We start from the raw sequence: 21,454 nt of genomic DNA on the forward strand, positions 1-21,454 counted from the left end.
TCCTCTATCCCGCCGGGATCGTCACAATGGGTGCACCTTCCTTGCCGCCGGTCTCCACGAGAGTAAATATGAACATAAGAAAGGAAAACATGCTCTTGGACGGGAGGTCACGGTCATCGATCCAAAACCAGTAGCCGTGATAGGGCACGGCGACGAATGCATCGGCCGGTTTTTGAGGAGAGCTGTGAATTCGGATCAGTGCGGGGAAAGAACTACCAGCAGGAGCGTCAACTTCGGTGCGATTGACTCGCTTCTCCTCCACGTGGACATCCGGAACATCGATATAGGAGGCGATGTCGATGATGATCTCAAGGATGGAGCGGCTCAGGATGGCCAGTTCCTGGTTGTTTTTGGCTATGGACGCATAGGCAACACTGAATTCCGGTGCTGCGGGATCGAGGCCCAGCAGCTTCTGCACGGCAAGACGGTCCTCTTCGGCAGCCTTGTCCAACCTGCCGCGAAAGGTCATGAACGTGGCTTCCTTCCCGTTCGTTTTCTGAACGCGCAGGCCGATGACACCCGCAGCCTGGAGTTTTCGAAGCCTCTCGATGAGCGGCTGGAACTCCGGATCTGCAGGCCTCGCTCTTGCCGCTCCTCCATAGCGGTTTCGGATTCCATTCACGGAATGCACGGACAGCCTCAGCACCAGGTCAACCGGATAATCCGCCTGGATCAGACTCAGGATTGCCCCGGGGGGAATCGGGGTCATGAAGCTTCGTGCGAATTTTTCTCCCGTGAGCGGACTGTAGGTGATCGTAGGACGATCGATGTAGCGCGCTGCCCCGCCTGCGGTCTGAGAATTGGTCACGGCCCCGGTGACAGGGTCCGCCCAGGTGAGCCGAAGGTCTAACTGGCTCTCGATGGAGTACTGGTTGATGACTGACGCCACATCCAGGAAGGTGGGAGTGTCCCCGTAGCGGATCTTCACCATGTTGATGAGCATCTGGGATTTCCACGAATCAGAAATGGCGGACGTGTAATCGAACCGGTCGCGTGCAACGGTGTGCGGTCCGATGCCCACACAACCTGTGAGAGTGAACAGCAGGCAGAGGAAAACCGCCGTTTTGAGCTCGTCTTTAAAAGTCATCACCGGCACCCCTTCGGTATATGCATTCCTTTATAACCATTCCAAAAAATGGAATCCCCAGGCCGCAAGGTCCACATAGAGCCCCTCACGGAACATTTCATTTCCGTCGCGTTCGTAGCCCGAGCCTGTGAAAACGTCCTTCAAGCGCCACACCTCGCCTTGGAGATCCTCCCATGGGACCCTCACACGCCCCTGGGCCGGCGACCCGGAACGATTCACCACGATGAGACCCCGCGCACCTCCGTTTTTCCAGCACCAGCTGACAAGGTTTTGAAAGGTCATATTATCCGGCCATCCCGTGCACTCACAAAGCTGCCAGGTCCCATCGATCAGTTTTCCCCTGCACAGCCCATCCAGCAGTTCCTTGTAGAAAGCCGGCAATTCGAGGTCCGGCGATTCCTCCGGACGCCTTGCCAGAAAAACGGGCAGATGAACGCGACGTCCCTCCAGCTGGCCTTCATGGATCAACCTGGCTCCCGGCAGCGTCAGGGCCGTCACCGCGGCGGCGCGGTGCTTTTCAGGCGTGAAAACAGCGGCAGCCCTGGGCTCGTCGTGGTTCTCGATGAAGCGCAGCAACTTTTGCTGGTAGGCCAGGTCTGCACTCAGATGCAGCCTTACGCTCTCGGCCGGATCGTGCTCGATGCGGTCGTAAAGCCGCTTGTCGTAGCAGAAATCACATCCCTGCTGCTGCAGCTCCCACTCCAGGTCCCAGTAAGCTTCGGCGATGAACTGGAAACCGGGGTGCTTCGCCTTGACGGCGCCGATGACTTCCGGCCAGTAATCCACTTCGGGCCGGGCTCCCGCACGATGGCCCCAGGTTCTTTCGAATATGGAGCTCATCAGGAGCATCGCCATGTCACAGCGAACACCATCGCACTGTTCAGCGATGCCGGAGAGGGTCTCGACAACGGCTGCCCGCAGTCCTTCGTCAAATGCGTTGAGCTGAAGCACATCGGGCCAGGCGGGAAAATAAGGGTCACGTCCGCACGCATAGACCTTACCGCCAACCGCCAGGAATGAGCCCGGATCGGCCTGCAGGTCCTCCTCGCTCCCCCCGATGAAGTAGGAGGGATGCTCTTCCACCCACGGGTGATCCGGGGCCACGTGATTGGGCACGAAATCGAGGATCAGGCGAAGACCCCGCTCGGCAAGACTGCTCCGTGCCGCAGCCAGGGCCTCGGTGCCACCCAGGTGAGGATCTACCGCATAGCGCCTGACACAATAGGGGGATCCTACATTGTCCCGGTCCTCAAAGTCCGGAAGGGCACGCCTGAAGTCCTCCAGGAGTCCGGCATTGGCCATGGAAATACGGATCCCCTCGGGACTGCGCTCCCAGACGCCCATGAGCCAGACGGCGTCAAAGCCGAGAGCGACCATCTTGTCCCACTCAGCGTTGGGAACTGAAGCAAGGGTGAGAGTCCTCTTTTCTCTCCGGCTCAGCTCGTCAAGCCAGACCCAGGTATTGATCTCATAAATGAGCGGATTTCTTGGCCAGTTTCCCATGATGCCCCCTCCCCTTTCGACCTCAGTTTGAAGGTTCGTCCTCGACAACCACATCATCGATCCAGGCCGACAACAACGTGTGGCCTACTGCCAGCACCACGGGGCCCACAAAAATGCCTATCAGTCCGAATGCGATGAGACCTCCCACCACTCCGGAGAAAATCAGCAGCAGCGGCAGATCGGCACCTTTTTTGATCAGGACCGGGCGCATGAAGTTGTCCATGGTTCCGACCACAAAGGCCCAGATGAGAAGAAATGTGCCCCAACCTGTGCTGCCGCTCCAGTAGACCCAAACCACCGCAGGGATCATCACGAGGAGCGGTCCGACCTGGGCGATGGCCGCCATGAAGATGAGAGCCGTGAGGATGGGTGTGAAAGGAACACGAGCAATCCCCAGGCCCACACCGCCAAGGACCGACTGAGCCAGGGCGGTCACCACCACTCCAAGAGCAACTCCTCGCACAGCCTGCCCGCTCAGCAGGACCATATTTTCCCCTCGCGGCCCAGCCAGACGGCGTCCAAAACGCTTGACCCGCAAGGCAGCAAGTTCACCTTTGGAATAAAGAATTGCCGAGAACAGCACCGTCAACAGGAACTGAAGGACCAGGCTCCCGAAGCTCCCCACCTCCGCAATGAACCACCGCACAGCGCTGCCGGCGTAAGGAGCCAGCTTTCTCATGAACTCCTGTATCCCTGTCATGGTAGCCTTCTCCCACGCCATCATCAGGTCGGAGCCGAGCAAAGGCACCCTTCCCGCCCACGCCGGCGGTGGCGGCACCTCAAACTCGGACAGGAACTTGGCCCAGCCGGCTATCCGATCGGCATTGGACACAATCGTGCCGATGGCCAGCCAGAGAGGCACTACCAACACGCAGAGAAGAACGACGGTCATCACCGCTACGGCCAGGGAACGCCGCCCCCAGAGTCGGCGCTGGATCATGACCAGCAGGGGCCATGTCGCCGTCACGATGGTCACCGCCCAGATCGCCGCCCCCAGGAACGGCTTGATGATCCAAATGGAAGTGCCGATCAGCGCCCCGAGGAAGAGCACTGCAAGAAAGATCCGGGTAATGTCGCGTTGGGCTTCCGGCATGGGAAAACCTTTCGTTGACCGAGGTTTAGACAGCCTCTAAGTACAACTCCACACATTAGAGTGTCCACCACTCGATTGGTCATTCCGGTGGTCTTTTAGCCGGAATCCACAGAAAAAAACTGGATGCCGGCTTAAAAACTGCCGGCATGACGAGCGGAGAGCCAGTAGGGATCCCTCTGAAACTTCTCCGTTCCTCCGTAGACCGGTCGCTTTCCTTCCTCATCCCGCAGGAAGATGCGCGTGAGGCGGGCGGAGATTTCCCTGACCACCTCGAAAAGATTCATCATCTTTCCGGAACCGGTGGGACACTCGATCCTGAAGTTGTCGCCATAAAAGAGGTAATATTGCAGGAGTGCCCGGATGATGAGGGCATTGACGGGCATCCAGATGGGGCCCCGCCAGTTGGAGTTCCCACCGAACATCCCGGTGTCCGATTCCGCCGGCAGGTATTGAACCCGGTATTCCTCGCCATGGACGTGAAAGACATACGGCTGTTCCAGGTGGCAACGGGAGAGTGCCCTTATACCGTAAGAGCTCAGGAATTCGTTTTCATCCAGCATCCGGGTGAGGATCCGCCGCAGCCTATCCTGGTTCACAAGAGCAAAAATGCCCCGGTCCGCCACACACTGATGGCCCGGCCCCGTGGGATGCACACTCTCGAGGAGCTCCGGCATCAGGAAACCCCCTTCAAACACGTTCTTGCCGAACCGGTCCTTGCGGTTCACCCACCAGGTGAAATTCAGCATGAGCTTGGCAAAGGCGCCCTTCAGGAAATCGATGTCCGCCTTTCCCCACAGGACCTGCTCCGTGTGGTGGAGGAAGAGCGTCGCCCAGGCATGGACCGGCGGATTCACGTCGCTGAAGTTCCATTCGCAGGCGGGAATCTGGCCGCTGGGGTGGAGGTATACCTCACGGAGCATGAGATCGAGCTGATCTTTGGCAAAATCCGGATCGACCACGGAGAGCGCAATGGTGTGAAACGCAAGGTCCCAGGCCGCATACCAGGGATATTCCCACTTGTCGGGCATGGAAATGATGTGGTCGTTCACCATGTGGAACCACTCGCGGTTGCGGATCTGGCGGGTATCCCCGTGGAGCGGGTGGGCATGGTGCTCTTCGAGCCATTTGTCGGCATCGAAATAGTAGTACTGCTTGCTCCAGAGCATCCCGGCGAGGGCCTGGCGCATGACGTTGGCCTCGTCCTGCCCGGTGGAAGGAGGAGTCACCGCACGGTAGAATGCGTCGGCTTCAGCAAGTCTGGCAGCGAAAACGTCATCGAAGGCCTTTCCGAAGGCGCTTTCCGTCGAACCGCTGGTTGCCGCCGAGAGTCTCAACCGGATGACGGCGCTTTCCCCTGCACCCACCTCGAGGTGGTATGCGGCGGAAGCCTTGCTTCCCGTCTGCTCGGGGTTCACCCCCGCCACCTTCCCGTTCACCACGTAATCGTTGATTCCATCCTTCACGTACGGGCCGGCATTGGGCTGACCGAAGATCCGCTCGTGATTTGTTTCGTTTTCCGTGAACAGGAGAAGCGGGGTCCCTTCACAGGCGAGGGTGTAATCCTGGAGGAATTCCTGGAAGAGTGGATCCGTGTGGTGGACATGGATGAGGGTGTCTTTCGCACCTTCGAGCAGCTTAAGCACAGGCTTCGACCCGCCGTCCGGCCAGGACCAGGTGTTGCGGAACCAGAGGTGGGCAGCACGTCGATGGGGGCGGAGTCGGGCCCTCGATTACAGATGGTGATGCGGATCAGCACATCCTCCGGGGCTGCCTTGGCATATTCGACAAACACATCGAAGTAGCGGTCGTCGTCGAAGATCCCCGTGTCGAGAAGCTCGTATTCCATCTCCTGCCGGGAACGGCTGCGGTTGGTCTCCACCAGATTAGAGTAGGGAAAAGGATTTTGCGGGTATTTGTAGAGAAACTTCATGTAGGAGTGCGTGGGCGTGCTGTCGAGGTAAAAGTAGTATTCCTTGACATCCTCCCCGTGGTTCCCCTCGCTGTTGGTGAGCCCAAACATCCGCTCCTTGAGGATGGGGTCCCTGCCGTTCCAGAGGGCCAGGGCGAAGCAGAGCACCTGGTGATCGTCACAGATCCCGCCCAGCCCGTCCTCTCCCCAACGGTAGGCGCGGGAGCGGGCCTGATCGTGGCTCAAATAGCTCCAGGCATCGCCGTTGTCGCTGTAGTCTTCATGCACCGTTCCCCCACTGGCGCTCACTCAGGTAGGGGCCCCATTTCTTCCATGGGGATACCCTTCTCTCGAGCTTCATCGAGCCTTTTCCCTTCCTCGCCTGTTTCCAGATCCTTCATGACGACCTCCTCGGTTTGGTGGTACGGGAACAGGAACGCACCTCTCGAGCTCACTCAAGGCTCACCTCTCCCTTACTCTGGCAGCATCACATCAATTCATTCGCAGGATCCGATGTTCTGTCAAATGCGTTATTCTGCAAGAGACTGAAATCTCGACTTTTGTAGGAGCGGCTTCCAGCCGCGATTCTCTCCGGAGCTGGCTGTTTCCGTCGGGGCTGGAAGCCGCTCCTACGGGGTCATCAAAAAATCAAGATCTCACCCGCCCAGCGTATAACTGGGCTCACTTATCGATCCGAGTGATCTTACTGCCCTGTAGGCCCAGCCCCGCCATAAGCCCCTTTTGGTCGAAGAAAAAAGCGTAGATGTCGGACCTTGCCGTCGTGGTCGTCAACGACTTGGCCAGACCTTCGTCCACGACCACAATAGATGGACCGATCCCAACCTCCCACCCGTCGCTCTTGTCAAGATAGCCGAGAGAATCGTCCGTCATGAAAAAGAGAGCGTAGCCGTATTTCTGCAGACCCGCCTGCAGTCCATAGGAGGCCGCTATGCTGTTGTAGTAGGCCACGGTCCTGGAACCCTTTCGCAAAGCACCTTCCCCGTATTGTCCTCCCACGATGAAGCCGCCTTTCACCATGTTCGGAAAAACGAGAACACCCTTGGCCCCTTGAGCCAGCATTTTAGCCGTGGGATATTTCGCATAGAGCTTTTCCAGCGCCGCGCTGACGCTCTGATCGATCTCACCCGCACTGGCTGCTGTTGCCTCACTCGCACCTGTTATGGGTCCTGCCGTCAGTCCGAGTAGGATGAAAACCACCCACAAACAACAACATTTATGTATGTTCATATTATGTCCTTTCTATTCTTGGAGTCTATCGTAGCTCTACACTCACTTCTCCGCTTCTTCTCTCTCACTGAACAAGTGGGATTTCCAATGCAAGGTCATAGTACAACGCAGCCTGGATCTTGTTCTCGATCTGGAAGTAGCGGGCCACCTTCTTTTCGGGAAGGACTTGACGGAACTTCGGCAGATAGTGCTGTCGAAGCTTCAGCCCCAGAGACTCTATGGTCAGGAGCTCATCGAGCAACCGTTTAGCTGTCTCGTTGCTCATATCCTTGTAGGCTTCCCCATAATCTTTGATCAATTTGCCCGTACGCGCGCGAAGCAGGAACAGCTCTTTCTGATATGCTTCGTAAACAGGCCAGAATTTCTTGGCCTCGGAATCGGTCAAATCCATGTTCGCGGCGACCAGCATCTTTTTGTCGGCCTTGACCTTGTCGATCAGCACCTGCATGTTTTCCGTCGGCTTGTCCTGGGCAAGAGCAGGTATCACGCCAAGAGCGATGAGTCCTGCCGCGAAGACTGCCACCAAAACCCTCTTGCTTACTTCTTTCATCTTTAGCCCCTTTCCATTTCTTTACATTGTGACCCCAAAGGCAGGTGCCCAATGACTCCTGCCGGCTTCCGACAGCGCAGTAGAATATCCATCTCGTTTAGAGGCTGTCTAATAAATGAGTGAATCACTCTGAGCATGCGCCTTGTTTCGTCATTCCGGCGGTCTTAAGCCCGGAATCCAGGTTTTTCGCCGGGGTGGATCCGGCTAAAAGACTGCCGGAATGACGAGGAAACGAATTTTTAGACAGCCTCTTATACTCGGATTTGCCGCATATCGCATTCTCCAAATGAGAGGGTTTCGATAAAGTAGTTATCTTCCCGGATTCCAGCCTTCGCGAGAATGACGAAAGTTGGTTAAGTGATCAGCATGAGCATTGCCGGAGGAAGGAGTCCCAATAAGGGGAAGCCCGCCTCGAAGCCCACTCCTACTCGGATTTCTTTTCGCCCATTTTCGCCAATGCCTCGGCCTCTGCCTGGGCGATGGCCGCCGCAGCCGCCGCGCCGGCAGCATCGAGACGCGCCTTTTGCGCCTCAGGGGACTCAGTACCTGCTGGGGATGCAGGCTGCGGCGGCAGGTAGACGGTCACGTTTCGAGCGGCGAATTCAATTCCCTTTTCCTTGAAGGCCCTCTGAATCCGGTGAAAAACCTCGCGGCGGAGAATGAATTGCTCCCCGGGGATGCATCTGAACTTCACCCGCATGATCATGGCCGAGTCATCCATGGCCCGCACCCCCACCGACTTGATGTCGCTCAGCAGGACTTTTGAAAACTCCTCTTCCTTCATCATCTCTTTGTTGATCTTCTTGACGATTTTTCGGATCACATCGGGGTCTGTGTCGAACCGGACGCGAATATCGAGCTTTTCTATGATGTAGTCGCGGGTAAAGTTCTGCATCATCTTGAGGTCACCGAAGGGGATCACGAAGATCTGCCCCCGGGGGTGCCGAAGCCTGAGAGAACGCAGGGAAATATGCTCCACGGTACCCTTGGCCGTACCCGCCTCGATGTAATCTCCCACTCGAAAGGCATCGTCGATGAGGAAAAAGATTCCGGCAATGATGTCCTTCACCAGCGATTGCGACCCAAAGCCGATGGCAAGGCCTACGACGCCGGCGCCGGCAAGGAGAGGCGCGATGTTCACACCCAGGGAAGCGAGAATACTGAAGCCGATGACGACAAAGAGGACGGCCATGATGAACTTGCGGAGCAGCAGGAGAAGTGTTCCGCTGCGCGACCCGCCTGATCCGCCCTCTTCAAATTCGCCGCTTTCAAGGGGCGTTTCCTCCCTGATCTTCTGATCGATGCGGGTCTTCACGACTTCCCAGACAATCAACCCCAGACCGAGGGCGATGATGGCGCCGAGCACGCTTCTGGCGAATATCCAGCCGACATCCATCTCGATGCCCCAGAGCCCCAGGCCTGCAAAGAAGAGGAAAAACAGGAGCACGAGGCGAAAAATTCTCTGAATCAGAGGGAAGTAAATGGTGATGTCCTTCCCTGATGTTTTATGATGCCTCTGCAGGGCTGTGCCCGGAGGTTTCTCCAGTGCTGCCTCCCCTTCTTCCTCCGGCATTCCAAAGTCGATCACCTCCCGGGTCTTTCCCTTCAGATGTGGGAGAAAGTGCTGGAACCACTGATCCAGGCCGATGCAGAAGGGAATGAGGAAAAGACTCAAGATGAGCCAGACAATCGGCACGTCGGCATACACGAGCACTCTTGCCCACCAATAGGCGCCAATGGCGAGTGTGAACAGAATCGCAGGATAATGCCAATAGTCCGCAAATTTGCGACCGAGCGACTGCTCGGGAATGGAGCCCGGCTCTCCAGACGGACAAATCACGCCTGCCACGCGACGCCGCGCCTGCCAGATCATCACGGAGAGAAGGATGCTCACAAGGGGCCCGGCGAGGGAATAGACAAACAGGAACAAGTCACGGTCGGCTCCAGCCTTCTTCAGGGCAAAGGCCAGAATGGATGTCGGCACGACAGAGGCGCTTATCCAAAGGATCCAATTGTAAAGAAACCGGGCATCGGAATCGGATATGAACAACAGCCGCAGCTCAGGGACCTTGGGAGAGGCCATGATTCGAGCCGCCAGCATAACGACCCGAAAATAGTAGCTCAAAATGACAGCGCTGGAGACAAGGAACACTTTTTGGCTCTGACCGTAGAGGATGAAATAGGTTAGAAAAGTAACCAATACGTAAACGCCGAGCCCAACGGTCTCAAAGATGAGCCTTGAAAAGAAGACTCCCACCCGTTCCCATCCCTCGTGCGGGATTTCGGCCAACAACCGGCTCCGAATCTTTTCCGTCTTTCGCAGGAAGAGATATTCCGCCGCCCAGCCCATGAGAATGATGACGCCCAGCAAAACCATAGCCTTCAGAAATGCCGGGATACCTCTGTCTCCGACCAGGTTCTCCCACACATCCGTCTCAGCCGCCGTGTGAGCTTCGGAGAGAATGCCGGCGATTTGATCGGAAATCGCCACCAAGGCGTTCCTCGCTTTATAAAAGCCAGCGACTACAAGAGATTCTCTCTCCAAGACACGACTTTTCCCTTCATCAACGCTTTTGGCAGCGGCCTTTCCCTTGAGCTCCGCAGCAAGCAGCTTTCTCGCCTGCGCATCGGTAAGGCCGGCCAGGTAACTGTCGACCTGTTCCGGGGAGAGATTCTCGGGGATCTTGTCTTCCTTGGGTGGAGACTTTTGCTTGACCTTTCCAAGACTCTGACACCACCCTGTCGTGGAGCTCAAAAGAAAAATGGCGAGTAGTACGATGCTCGCGGTCCTGGCACCCTGCAGGGAGGTCATGCTTCCTCTCCTCTCTCCATCTGTAAAGGCCCATGTCCTATCCATCCCCTTCGCCCCTGTCAACGGCTGCATCAAGGAATTGCTGCAGGAGCCCCTCTCGCTCCTTGCTCACCGAGTTCACAAGGACCTTGCCGCCGAAGCCCAAAAAGGCCTCTCCCACAGGGCCGGGGTCCGCCTTCCGCACCAAAGTGAACAGTGCAGAGCAGCCCGGCTTGAACTTCTGAGCCAGATCCCGCATGAAATGGTCGTCAATGCCCACGTCGGTAAGAGACGCCGACACGGCCCCTGTAACCGCTCCAAAGAGCGCCCCGGCGAGAGGGCTGAAAAAAATGCTCCCAACGATCAACCCCGTGAGACTCCCAACCAGCCCTCCCTTCCGGGCCATCTTGTGCATCTGGTGGTATCGGACGGTCTCATCCTTCTCCTTCACCACCACCACGACGTCCTCCAGTTCCACGAAACCCTCGCTCTGGAGCTTCAGGAGCTTGAGACGCGCTTCTTCAGCCTTCTTCTCAGTGTCGAAGACGACGACACTCAGATTGCTGGCGTATTTGTCCCGGAGCGTCGCTCTCAAAAGATCCGGCGTGATCCACTCTTCAAAACCGTCCGCGATTTTTCTCCGGCCGCCGAGGGAATCCACACCGTGGAGGCTTCCATCCCTCGTATCCAGCACCAGGTATTCGTCAAATTCCTCATACATTTTGTTGACAATGATGGTCTTGATGCCCACATAGCCAATCACCACATACTCTGTACGGAGAGCGGGCAAGCTCGATCGGAAAGCCAGCGTGGTTCCCACGACAAAATCCGGAGACCCGAGTCTTCCGATCCAGCTCTCCTTGTGGAGGGGATCCTCAGACAGCTTTTTCCCATGGGTCTCCATAAAGCCAGCATAATATTCAGGCAGCCTGACACCAAGACTCTCCAGGGCATACGCAGCAAACTGTCCCATCGCGCCATCCTTTCTAGTGATCCGATTCCCCCTCACCGCCTGCAATACCCAGGATCGCCGCCCCATAGGCCGTTTTGAGCGCCGCCAGGTAGGCTTCGTCCAGCTTTCCCTTCCAAGTTTCAATTTCCAGAAACCGTTGAGGAATGGACACTGCGCAGGGATCGAAGCCCGTCGCCAGGCGTGCTCTCCACCGCAGCTTTTGAATGGTGCCGGCAACGCGGCCAATCCCTTCCGCGAGGTTTGTGTACCCCACCGACCGGAGGCAATCCGACAGGATCTCTTCCCCATACACTCCCCGCGCGAAGAGACAGCTCACCATGGAAGTCAGCAAAACCCTGGCACGCTCGTCTTGCACCAGGAACTTCACCGCCCCGTCAACGTCCGGCTCCTTGCTTTTCTGGTCGTAGGAATAGCCGCCCGCATCCAGGTGAGAGTGCCGAAAGCCGAGTGCCTGGGAAATGAAGAACACCTCGCCGGTGGCATAGCCTGCCATCTCCTGCCCGAGAACACAGGCAAAATCCCCTCCGCCGTAGTGCCCGGCGGCCCTGGAAGTTCCCTGAGCCAAAAGCCGGTAGAAATCGTTGGAGGCCGCCCCCAGGTGATGGACTGCTTCAATGTAGGCTTTGGCGTCGCCAAACTGGAAAGGAAGGAGGGTCTCGCGGGTAGAAAGGACCCCCTTTTCGAGGGCTTCCGTAGCCCATGCCAGGGCAACGCCCGCGGACATGACGTCGAGTCCCTCCCGTTCGACGGCATCGAGGAGCGACAGGACGGAGAAGGCATCGGTCACCTGGAGCATTGCGCCGGCCGCAAAGATGGGCTCATGGTCATAGGAAACCTGCCGGTAGAGGTAACGGTTCTCCTCCATGAACCTCTCCCGGACAAATCCAATATGGATACAGCCGACGGGGCAGCCCGCACAGGCGGCATTGCGCAGCAGAGTGTCCCTGGCAAAAGTTTCGCCCGAAATCCCCTCCATAGCCGGGTCGGTCGTCTTCTGGAGATTTCGGATGGGGAGAGCGCGGATCCCGTTCAAGACCGCCATGTTGATGGGCGTGCCGACATTGTGGTATTTCTCCATCATGTCGGTGTCCGTCATTTTGCGGTGAACCTCGGCAAATAGCCTGGGATAGTCCTTTCCCTCGGGAAGGGGAAACGTGCCATCGCCCATGATGACGATACCCTTGAGGTTCTTGGCCCCCATGACCGCTCCGCACCCGAGCCTCCCGAAATGGCGGTACGTGTCCACATTGATGCAGGCCATGGCGGAGAGATTCTCCCCCGCAGGCCCGATGCGCAGGATGCTCCGGTGACCGGACCCCTTGTACATGCGACGGAGCATCTTGCCCGTCTTCAGAAGATCCATCCCCCACAGGTAATGCACATCCTTGAGATCCAGGTGCCTGGACCCGATGGACAAACAGGATGGCGTGGGCGCTTTCCCCCGAATGACGAGTCCGTCGAAATCCGCAAATCGCAGGGAAAGGGCCGAACGCCCCCCACCATGGCTTTCGGCATACTGGTCGTGATAAGGCGACTTGAAGGCACACACGGTCTTGCTCATGAGGGGAAAGTACCCCGTCAGCGGGCCGATGGCAAAGATGAGCGGCTGCTCCGGGTCATCCCAGGGTTGCCCGGGGCGGCCGTACTTTTCGAAAAGCATGGCCGCAAGCCCGCTTCCCCCGGCGACAGTGTCCCTGCCCTGCAGGTTTTCGATCACGCCCCGTCCTGCCGCCAGATCGACCGAAAGTATCCTGAAGTGATCCCTGATCATGATGCACCCTCCCGCACTTCGCCGGCAGCCCCACTTTCTGCCCCGACCTCCCTGAGCTCGAGGCAGTCATGCGGGCAGAAGGCAACACAGCGTCCGCAATGGATGCACACGTACGGTTCGCTCGCCGGGTCGAGGTAAATGGCATCGACTGGGCAGGCCCGGGCACACTCGCCACAGCGTATGCAGAGGCTTTTCTTCACCACCACCCCCCCGCCCTTGCGCTGTGAATAGGCCCCGGTAGGACAGGCCGACGCACAGGGTGCCGGCTGGCAGGCAAGGCAGGTCCTGGCTTCGAACCCCGTCGAGAGCCCACCCGATGAGGAGATTCGAATTCCGGCCGTATCCCACGAGAGGTTTTTGTGCACCAGGCGGGCACATGCCAGAGAACAGGAATGGCACCCGATGCACCGCTCCATTCGAGGGGCCGTGAGGATTTTCATAGGAGCCTCCTTTAAAGTCCATCCGAGGTTTCCACGGACGGCCGGCCCGATTCGAGAACTTCATGATTTGTCGATCCTTCCTTGCCTGAATTGCGGAAGAGATCAATCCAACTCAACGCGGACCGGCTTGACATTCCAAATATCCCGGCAATATTCACGAATGGCCCGGTCGGAAGAGAACTTGCCCATGCGGGAGACGTTGAGAATGGACATGCGCGTCCAGCGCTCGGGGTCTCGGTACGCCGCGTCGACCTGCTGTTGGGCGTTCACATAAGCCCCAAAATCGGCGAACAACATGAACGTGTCGTGGTATAAGAGTGAATCGATGAGAGGCTTGAAAAGCTCCTGGTCACCCCATGAAAAATGGCCCGACGTCAGGCGCTCGATCACACCCTGGAGCACCGGGTTGTCCCGGTAAAACTCCATGGGCTGGTAGCCGTTTCTTTGCAGAGAATCCACTTCCTCGGCCGTCAAACCGAAAAGGAAGAAGTTCTCCGCACCCACTTCCTCCCTGATCTCGACATTGGCCCCATCCAGGGTTCCGACGGTCAGCGCACCGTTCATGGAAAACTTCATGTTGCCCGTTCCGGAAGCTTCCTTGCCCGCCGTGGAGATCTGTTCCGACAGGTCGGCGGCGGGATAGACGAATTTGGTATTCTTGACGTTGAAGTCGGGGAAGAAGACCACCTTCAGTTTCCGGCTCACATCGGGATCGTTGTTGACCACCTCCGCCACAGAGTTGATCAGTTTGATGATGCGCTTGGCCATGAAATAACCGGGTGCGGCTTTCCCTCCGAAGATGAAGGTCCTGGGGCATAGATCACAGGCCGGGTCCTGTTTGAGGCGATTGTACAGGGCGATGATGTGGAGCACGTTGAGGTGCTGCCGTTTGTATTCATGGATTCGCTTGACCTGTATGTCGAACATGGAAGATGGGTCCACTTCAATCCCGGTGCGGGCATGGATCAGCCTGGCGAGATTTTGCTTATTTTCATGCTTCACCCGGCGCCAGGCTTCTCGAAAATCGCCGTCGTCGACAAACTGCTCGAGCCGCCTCAGTTCTTCAGGACGGCTGACCCACGCTTCGCCGATTTTTGACGTGATGAGCCGACTCAGGCCGGGGTTGCTCAAGACCATGAAGCGGCGCGGCGTGACCCCATTGGTCTTGTTGCTGAACTTTTCCGGCATCATGTCATGAAAGTCGCGCAGAACATCTTCTTGCAGCAGTCGGGTGTGTAGCTCAGCCACGCCGTTGACGGCACGACTGCCGGCACAGGCCAGGTGTGCCATGCGCACGTAGCGCTCGCCGCTTTCGTCAATGAGCGACATCCGGGCCACCCGCCCTTCATCCCCTGGGAATCGATTTCTCACCTCATCCAGAAAGCGACGGTTGATCTCGTAGATGATTTCCATGTGCCTGGGGAACAGACCGGCAAACAAAGCAACGGGCCACTTTTCGAGGGCCTCCGGCAAAAGGGTGTGATTGGTATAGCCGAACGTATTCCGAGTGACGTCCCAGGCCGTATCCCAGTCCATCCCATTTTCGTCGAGGAGCAGGCGCATGAGCTCGGCAACGCCTATGGCGGGATGGGTGTCGTTGAGCTGGATGGCGAAGTGGCCGGCAAACTGCTTCAGGTCACCTCCGAACAATTTATAGATGCGCAGCATATCCTGGAGGGAACACGAAACGAAGAAGTACTGCTGTTCAAGGCGAAGCGCCTTGCCCTGAACGGGCTCATCGTTGGGATAGAGCACCTTGGTGATGTTTTCCGAGGTGATCTTCTGGTCCACCGCCCCGTAGTAGTCCCCCACATTGAAGGCCTCGAACTCAAAGGATTCAACAGCTTCGGCCTTCCAGAGCCGGAGCAGATTGCAGGTGTTCACTCGGTATCCCAGGATGGGTGTGTCGTATGCGACCCCCTTCACGGTCCGGTGGGGAATCCATCGGACCCGGAAACGCCCCTGATCGTCCTGGTAGGATTCCGTGCGTCCCCCAAAACCGACATCGCAGGTGATTTCGGGCCGGCGGATCTCCCAGGGATTGCCCAGCCGGAGCCATTGGTCCGTGCGCTCCACCTGCCAGCCGTCCCGGATTTCCTGATCGAAAATGCCGAATTCGTAGCGTATCCCGTATCCGATAGCGGGTATCTCGAGGGTTGCCAGAGAATCGAGATAGCAGGCGGCGAGCCTTCCCAGCCCTCCATTGCCCAACCCCGGCTCTTCTTCCTGGTCGAAAAGGGCCTGAATGTCCTGGCCGGCATCCTCGGCAGTCCTTCGGACTTCATCGTAGATACCCAGGTTGATCATGTTGTTTTCCAGGTGGGGCCCCAGGAGGAATTCGGCCGAGAGATAGCTCACCACTTTGAGGTTTTCTCGCCCCATTTGCTCGACGGTTTTGATCCAGCGGTGCAGGAGCTGATCCCTCACGGTAAAGGAGAGCGCCATATAAAGATCATTTGTCGTGGCGACCACCGGCAGCCGCCCCTGGGTGTAGAAAACGTGCTCACGGAAGGTGCGTCGCAACCCTTCGAGGCTCATGTCCGAACGGCTGCCCAGGTGAGCATCCGCAAGCGACGGCACTGATTTGACTTTTTTCTCCATTTTCCTGCTCCCCCAAAAGCTATTGCGCAGCCAGAAGGCTGGTGTTGCCGCCCCGAAGAGCAGCCACTGCCGCTTTGACCCGTTCCGCCATGGAGGCTTCGGCCAACGCCAGGTAGGCTCGAGGATCATATTGCTTCTTGTTCCCCACTTCGCCGTCGACTTTGAGGACTCCGTCGTAGTTTTTGAACATGTGGTCCGCGATGGCCCGCGTGAAGGCGTACTGGGTGTCCGTGTCGATGTTCATTTTGACGACGCCGTAGTCGATGGCCTCATGAATCTCTTCCGGTAGAGAGCCTGAGCCGCCATGGAATACCAGGTCGAACCGGGCATCCCTGCCGTACTCCTTCTCCACGGCATCCTGTCCATCTCTCAGTATGGAGGGTTTGAGCTTCACATGCCCGGGCTTGTAAACTCCATGGACGTTCCCGAAAGTGGCGGCCAGGAGAAAGCGTGCTCCCCGGACGGCTCCCAGGCGGCGAGCGACTTCCAGCATGTCCTCGGGAGTGGTGTAAAGCTTTTCGGCGGGCGCGCCTTCGGCTTTGATTCCATCTTCTTCACCTCCCACCACCCCGGCTTCGACCTCGAGGATCAATTGGCTCCGGTGGCAACGTTCCAGGAGGGGCACGGCAATATCGAGATTTTCTTTGAGAGGCAGGGCACTTCCGTCAAACATGTGGCTGTTGAACAGGTTGGGAAGGCCGGCTTTCCGGCGCCGCTCCGTTTCTTCCACCAGAGGGATGAGGAAACCGTCCAGTACCTGAGCCTGGCAATGATCCGTGTGGAGCGCGACGTAAATATTGTAACGGTCGGCTGCCCTGTGGACGTGCTCCGCAATGGATATGGCCCCCAAAACCATGTCCTTCACCGAGGAACCGGAGGCGAAGGCCGCACCACCCGTCGAAACCTGGATGATTCCATCGCTCCGAGTCTCGGCCAATCCCTTCAAAACAGCGTTGGCAGTCGTGAGAGAGCTGACATTGATGGCGGGATAGGCGAAACGATTCGCTCTGGCTCTGTCAAGCATTTTGCAGTAGGTTGCATAATCAGCGACCGGCATAAGGCCTCCTCATTTTTGGGAAAAGCATTTGCATCCAGTTTGTTTTGGCACCGATAGACTCGAAATGGATCACTCCCTGGACCTTTTTGATCTTATAAGTGAACCATGTGTTCATTAATATTGGACTTTGGTCCAATATTATTAATGCTTCCGGGGAATCCATTAAAATGCTGTTCATGAGCCAGGAGTGGCTGGCGGGAAATCACTCTCCACCCTGTTTGTCCATCCTCCATCATCACGAGCTCCAGGCGGGAATCCGAAAGGGGTGGTCCCGCCTGACTGCCCGGTCTTGTTTGACAAACGGACGGCAAGAGACTAAGTACCCATACACAAGTTTTTGAACATTTTGGATAGCCCTCATACCTCTGCGTCATTCCGGCATGTTTCTAGCCGGAATCCAGTTTTTGCGCCGGCCCGGATTCCGGCTTAGAGACTGCCGGAATGACGTGGGAGTGTTCGAAAACATGTGTTCAGGTACTAAAGTACAGGTCTTCGTGAGGTTCTATGTTCCAGCCTTTGCCTGTGGAGAGCTCAGAGAAGCAACATTGACGGTAACGGGTCGGCACCGCGGGAAAAGGCAGTCCCCTCGATGCACTATGGAGGAAAAATCATGCTGGCCACTCGATTTCAGGCGCTTCTCATCATCATCAAAAATGTTCTTGTGACCTTTTGGATTTCCATCATCATCATCTACAAGTCCTATCGAGGCATTTATCGGCGCGACTACTGCGATCAGATCCTGCGCTGGTGGGCCCGCAAAATCCTCCAGTTCGCCAGGCTCTCCTACGACCTCTACAACCCGCACGATGTGCGGTTCGAGCCGGGACGTCCCTACATTCTCATGAGCAATCACAGCAGCCTCTACGACATCCCCCTGACCTTTGCCGCGCTGCCCGGAAGCATCCGCATGCTCACCAAGAAGGAGCTCTTCCAGGTGCCCATATGGGGAAAAGGGATGGCCGCGGGCGAATTCATTTCCATCGACCGCGACAATCGCCGCCAAGCCTTTCGGGACCTGCAGGAGGCCCGAAAAAAGATGGAAAGCGGGATCATCCTGTGGGTGGCTCCCGAAGGAACGCGGTCCCGGACAGGCAGTTTGGGGCCGTTCAAAAAGGGGGGATTCATGCTGGCCATCCAAACCCGCGCGACCATCATTCCCGTGGGAATTCGCGGAGCGTACGACGTCCTGCCTGCCAAAACCGCCCAATTCCGCACGGGCTGTCACGCGGAGTTGCACGTGGGACGTCCGGTGGAAACGACGCAGTATTCCAAGAAAAATATCGGTGCGCTGATGGAAGAGGTGGAACATCAGATCAGGGAACTGGCCGCCCTGCCCCATTAAAAGTGTAGGGTGCGTTCTACGCACCCTTGTGGACACAAGCATTTTTTCAGTACCGATGGTGCATGAAATGCACCCTACCCCATGCGCCTCACGTTTCGGCGCGGGAGCTCGCACCCTACCCCCGGCACCTCAGCCTTCCGAGCGGTAACCAAATTCCGAGAGCATTCTCATGTCTTTGCGCCAATTCTTCTGGACCCGCACAAAAAGCCCTAAAAACACGTGGGACCCCAAAAGGGCTTCAATGTCGGTGCGCGCCTGCTTTCCGATTTCTTTCAACATCTGCCCCTTCTTGCCGATGAGGATCGCTTTCTGCGAATCCTTTTCCACATGGATCGTGGCTTCGATGTCGATGCGGTTTCGTTCGGGAACCTCCGTGAAGGTGTCCACCACCACCGCGACGGCGTAAGGAATTTCCTCCCGCAGCAGATGAAAGACCTTTTCCCGGATCAATTCAGCCACCAGGAAGCGTTCGGGCTGATCCGTGAGGTAGTCTTCGGGATAGTATCGGGGGCCTTCAGGAAGCAGGCCGATGGTCTCGTCCAGGAGCGTCTGCACTCCATCGCCGGTGAGGGCTGAAATGGGAATGAAGGCCTGAAAGGCGTGCAGACTCTGGAATCGTGCCATGAGAGGAAGCAAAGCCTGTTTGTTGGGGAGAAGGTCGATTTTGTTGATCACCAGAAAAACGGGGGTGTTGACCCTGGCCAGATTCTCCAGAATAAACGAATTGATTTCGCGATCCGCGTCGGGCGCTTCTACCAGAAAGTAGATGACATCGACTTCGCTCAGGGTGGAAAGGGCCGTATCCACAAGGATTTTGTTGAATTGGTCCCTCGCCCGGTGTATGCCCGGCGTATCCACGAAGATCACCTGGAAGTCCTCCGTCGTGAGGATCCCCATGATGCGATTGCGTGTCGTTTGCGGCTTGGGAGCGGTGATGGAGATCTTCTCCTGCAGCAGTTGGTTCAAAAGGGTCGATTTCCCCACATTGGGGGCACCCACGAGGCCGACATACCCGGATCTGAAGGGTTTGGCCGATCCGTTCGGAGTCATACGGTTCCTGTCCTCTCATCTGAGATGTTACGCATCATAAAGGGTTCCTTGCTGCACGCCCGCAAGAATTGGAATCTCGATTCACCCACCGGCACTGGAAACCGTTTGCAGAGATCGAGGGGCTTCCGTTCACCTGTACCCGAGCCAGCCCATACTTTTCCCGCCAATGGTGCAGATTGCTCTGTCGGGGCCCGATGACCTCGCTCAACTGATCCTTCGGTACATCCAGGAGGAGAACACCGGCATGCCTTGGTTCCCCCTCCCCCTCCAGGACCCGGTCGATCGACTCTCTCCAGCGGCGGACTCGAACCAGGTAACCGAAAGCGGGATGGTAGGGACCGGCCAGGATGCGCCCCGGTTTTTCCAGCTCGGGATCCCCGTGCAGCCCCATGCGGGCAATGGGAATGCGGGCGTTCAGGAGAATATCGTACGCCGAAGCGCACCATTCCACGGCTTCATCCAGGGTCAGAGGGCGGAATTTCCCGGCGCGGTGCCATTCGGCCAGGAGCGTCCCTTCCAGGACGAGGGTGGGATAGAGGCGCATCATGTGCGGTCGGAGCTCCAACGCTTTTCCAACGGAAGCGAGAAACCGCTCCCGGGAATCTCCCGGCAGGCCGAGCATCAACTGGACCCCGAGCTGCCAACCGTGGTCGTGCACCAAGGCAGCCGCCCGCTCCACCACTTCCACCCCATACCCGCGCCGACTCTCCCGCAGCACCTCATGGGAAAGGCTCTGAACCCCCAGTTCCACCGTGCGCACGGGATAGTCCTCCAGAAGCGCACACACCTCCCGACTCATGCAGTCGGGGCGGGTGGAGAAGCGGATTCCCGTGAACACCCCCTCCTTCACCCAGGGGGAAACCCGTTCCAGCAGGGCTTTGAGTGTCGGCACCGGCAAAGCGGTGAAAGTGCCTCCGTAGAAGGCAATTTCACCCGGGGCCGCGCCGGCCAAAGCCTGATCGAGCAGGGGTGTAAATGTGGAATCGAAACAAGCCGCCAGGTCTTCGGGTTGCGGCTTTTGTCCGGAAAACGAGGCGGTGACAGCATGCTGATTGCAATAGACGCACTGAAAGGGGCACCCTGCGTGAGGAAGAAAAACAGGGTAAATTTTCCTTTTGGAATTCATGACGCGTCAGCAATTCCCGGACCCTGCTCGATGATGTCCAAAGCCTTTTTCGCAGCTTCCTGCTGAGCCTCCTTCTTGCTCCTGCCCGAGCCCCGAGCCAGAATTTTGTCATCGAGGGCCACGCTCATGTAAAAGGTTTTGAGATGATCGGGCCCCTCTTCATCTTCCAGGAAATAGGTGGGAGTCAGTTTGAAGCGGGCTTGAGTGATTTCCTGAAGCTGCGTTTTATAGTCCTTGTCCAGCGCTTTGAGGGGGTGCTCCTCGGGCTCGAGATTCAGGTAGGCTCCAAAGAGCCGCTTCACCACCCCCATGACGGCCGACAGACCCTTATCCAGGTAAATGGCCGCCAAGAGAGCTTCCAGGCTGTCGGCGAGCAGGGAGGGCTTCTGCCGTCCTCCCGTCAGATCCTCGCCCCTGCCCAGGAGCAGATGCCCGCCCAGGTCCAGCTGCTGAGCGATGGCAGCCAGTTCCCGTTCATTGACGATGGCCGATCGCATGCGGGAAAGATCCCCCTCTTTGTAATCGGGAAACTGCAGCAGGAGGAGGTGGCTCACGGTCAGGCTCAATACGGAATCTCCCAGAAATTCGAGGGTTTCATTGTCCGAGAGCAGCAGATGGACATTTTCATGCACGTAGGACCGGTGCACCAGCGCCTGCCGCAAAAGATCGACATTTTCGAACCGGTATCCCAGAGCATCCTGCAAGTCTTCAAGATCATTTGCCTGATTCAGCACTTTTTGCTACCTTAAACACAAAGGCATGTTTTGAAATCTTTCCGAAAATTGTGTGAAAGACATAATGTTTCCCGATCTTCGGTGGATGTCAAGGACGAATCGCCCCCCCTGCCCCTGGAGTCCAGGCTTTTGCTCCAGTCATGCCAGAAAAGGGGAGGCACTTTTTTCCTGCAGCTTTG

15 protein-coding genes and 1 pseudogene are annotated in these 21,454 nt (G+C 57.3%); 1 reads left to right on the forward strand and 15 read right to left on the reverse strand.

Annotated features, from left to right (window positions below; translation table 11 throughout):
• Window positions 1–4: 4 nt before the first annotated feature.
• The 12 genes and pseudogenes from MWC30_RS17885 to fbaA form a co-directional block, all read right to left on the reverse strand.
• Window positions 5–1,087: a hypothetical protein gene (locus MWC30_RS17885; RefSeq protein WP_244085570.1), complete on the reverse strand. Its 1,083-nt coding sequence runs from the start codon at window positions 1,085–1,087 to the stop codon at window positions 5–7.
• 30 nt (window positions 1,088–1,117) lie between these two features.
• Window positions 1,118–2,590 carry an alpha-amylase family glycosyl hydrolase gene (locus MWC30_RS17890; protein ID WP_244085571.1) on the reverse strand — a complete coding sequence of 491 codons (1,473 nt, stop codon included), beginning with the start codon at window positions 2,588–2,590 and terminating at the stop codon, window positions 1,118–1,120.
• A 22-nt stretch (window positions 2,591–2,612) separates the two neighbouring features.
• Entirely contained in the window at window positions 2,613–3,683 is a 1,071-nt protein-coding gene (ydiK, locus tag MWC30_RS17895; protein WP_244085572.1) for an AI-2E family transporter YdiK, read from the reverse strand.
• A gap of 161 nt (window positions 3,684–3,844) precedes the next feature.
• A pseudogene (locus tag MWC30_RS23095) lies at window positions 3,845–5,993 on the reverse strand (hypothetical protein); the annotation flags it as partial.
• A 280-nt stretch (window positions 5,994–6,273) separates the two neighbouring features.
• Window positions 6,274–6,840 carry a lipid-binding SYLF domain-containing protein gene (locus tag MWC30_RS17910; protein ID WP_244085574.1) on the reverse strand — a complete coding sequence of 189 codons (567 nt, stop codon included), beginning with the start codon at window positions 6,838–6,840 and terminating at the stop codon, window positions 6,274–6,276.
• A gap of 64 nt (window positions 6,841–6,904) precedes the next feature.
• Window positions 6,905–7,390: a hypothetical protein gene (locus MWC30_RS17915; RefSeq protein ID WP_244085575.1), complete on the reverse strand. Its 486-nt coding sequence runs from the start codon at window positions 7,388–7,390 to the stop codon at window positions 6,905–6,907.
• 424 nt (window positions 7,391–7,814) lie between these two features.
• Window positions 7,815–10,202, reverse strand: coding sequence for a mechanosensitive ion channel family protein (locus MWC30_RS17920; protein WP_244085576.1), 2,388 nt, complete (start codon window positions 10,200–10,202; stop codon window positions 7,815–7,817).
• 37 nt (window positions 10,203–10,239) lie between these two features.
• Window positions 10,240–11,154, reverse strand: a complete 915-nt coding sequence (locus MWC30_RS17925) for a DUF1269 domain-containing protein (RefSeq protein ID WP_244085577.1) — start codon at window positions 11,152–11,154, stop codon at window positions 10,240–10,242.
• A gap of 13 nt (window positions 11,155–11,167) precedes the next feature.
• Complete coding sequence (locus tag MWC30_RS17930; RefSeq protein WP_244085578.1) at window positions 11,168–12,925, reverse strand: aldehyde ferredoxin oxidoreductase N-terminal domain-containing protein; 1,758 nt, start codon at window positions 12,923–12,925, stop codon at window positions 11,168–11,170.
• The gene (locus tag MWC30_RS17935) at window positions 12,922–13,365 is read right to left on the reverse strand and encodes a 4Fe-4S binding protein (RefSeq protein WP_244085579.1); all 444 of its coding nucleotides are present in this window, start codon (window positions 13,363–13,365) and stop codon (window positions 12,922–12,924) included. The genes MWC30_RS17930 and MWC30_RS17935 overlap by 4 nt, the downstream gene beginning before the upstream one ends.
• 102 nt (window positions 13,366–13,467) lie before the next feature.
• Window positions 13,468–15,966, reverse strand: coding sequence for a glycogen/starch/alpha-glucan phosphorylase (locus MWC30_RS17940; RefSeq protein ID WP_244085580.1), 2,499 nt, complete (start codon window positions 15,964–15,966; stop codon window positions 13,468–13,470).
• A gap of 19 nt (window positions 15,967–15,985) precedes the next feature.
• Entirely contained in the window at window positions 15,986–17,023 is a 1,038-nt protein-coding gene (fbaA, locus tag MWC30_RS17945) for a class II fructose-bisphosphate aldolase (RefSeq protein ID WP_244085581.1), read from the reverse strand.
• Between the two features lie 610 nt (window positions 17,024–17,633).
• Between fbaA and MWC30_RS17950 the strand changes: the two genes are divergently transcribed.
• Complete coding sequence (locus MWC30_RS17950; RefSeq protein WP_244085582.1) at window positions 17,634–18,365, forward strand: 1-acyl-sn-glycerol-3-phosphate acyltransferase; 732 nt, start codon at window positions 17,634–17,636, stop codon at window positions 18,363–18,365.
• A 129-nt stretch (window positions 18,366–18,494) separates the two neighbouring features.
• Here MWC30_RS17950 and era read toward each other — a convergent pair whose 3' ends face one another.
• Genes era through rnc form a run of 3 tightly spaced genes read right to left on the reverse strand, consistent with a single transcriptional unit; the run spans window position 18,495 to window position 21,275 of the window.
• Window positions 18,495–19,415, reverse strand: a complete 921-nt coding sequence (gene era, locus MWC30_RS17955) for a GTPase Era (RefSeq protein ID WP_244085583.1) — start codon at window positions 19,413–19,415, stop codon at window positions 18,495–18,497.
• Between the two features lie 34 nt (window positions 19,416–19,449).
• On the reverse strand, window positions 19,450–20,541 hold the full coding sequence (locus tag MWC30_RS17960) for an elongator complex protein 3 (protein WP_244085584.1): 1,092 nt from the start codon (window positions 20,539–20,541) through the stop codon (window positions 19,450–19,452).
• Window positions 20,538–21,275 (reverse strand): ribonuclease III, encoded by a 738-nt coding sequence (gene rnc, locus MWC30_RS17965; RefSeq protein ID WP_244085585.1) that lies wholly within the window; start codon window positions 21,273–21,275, stop codon window positions 20,538–20,540. Before rnc ends, MWC30_RS17960 begins: the two co-directional genes overlap by 4 nt.
• Window positions 21,276–21,454: the final 179 nt, after the last annotated feature.

This window comes from Desulforhabdus sp. TSK (genome assembly GCF_022836495.1).
In the GTDB taxonomy this organism is placed as follows: domain Bacteria; phylum Desulfobacterota; class Syntrophobacteria; order Syntrophobacterales; family Syntrophobacteraceae; genus Desulforhabdus.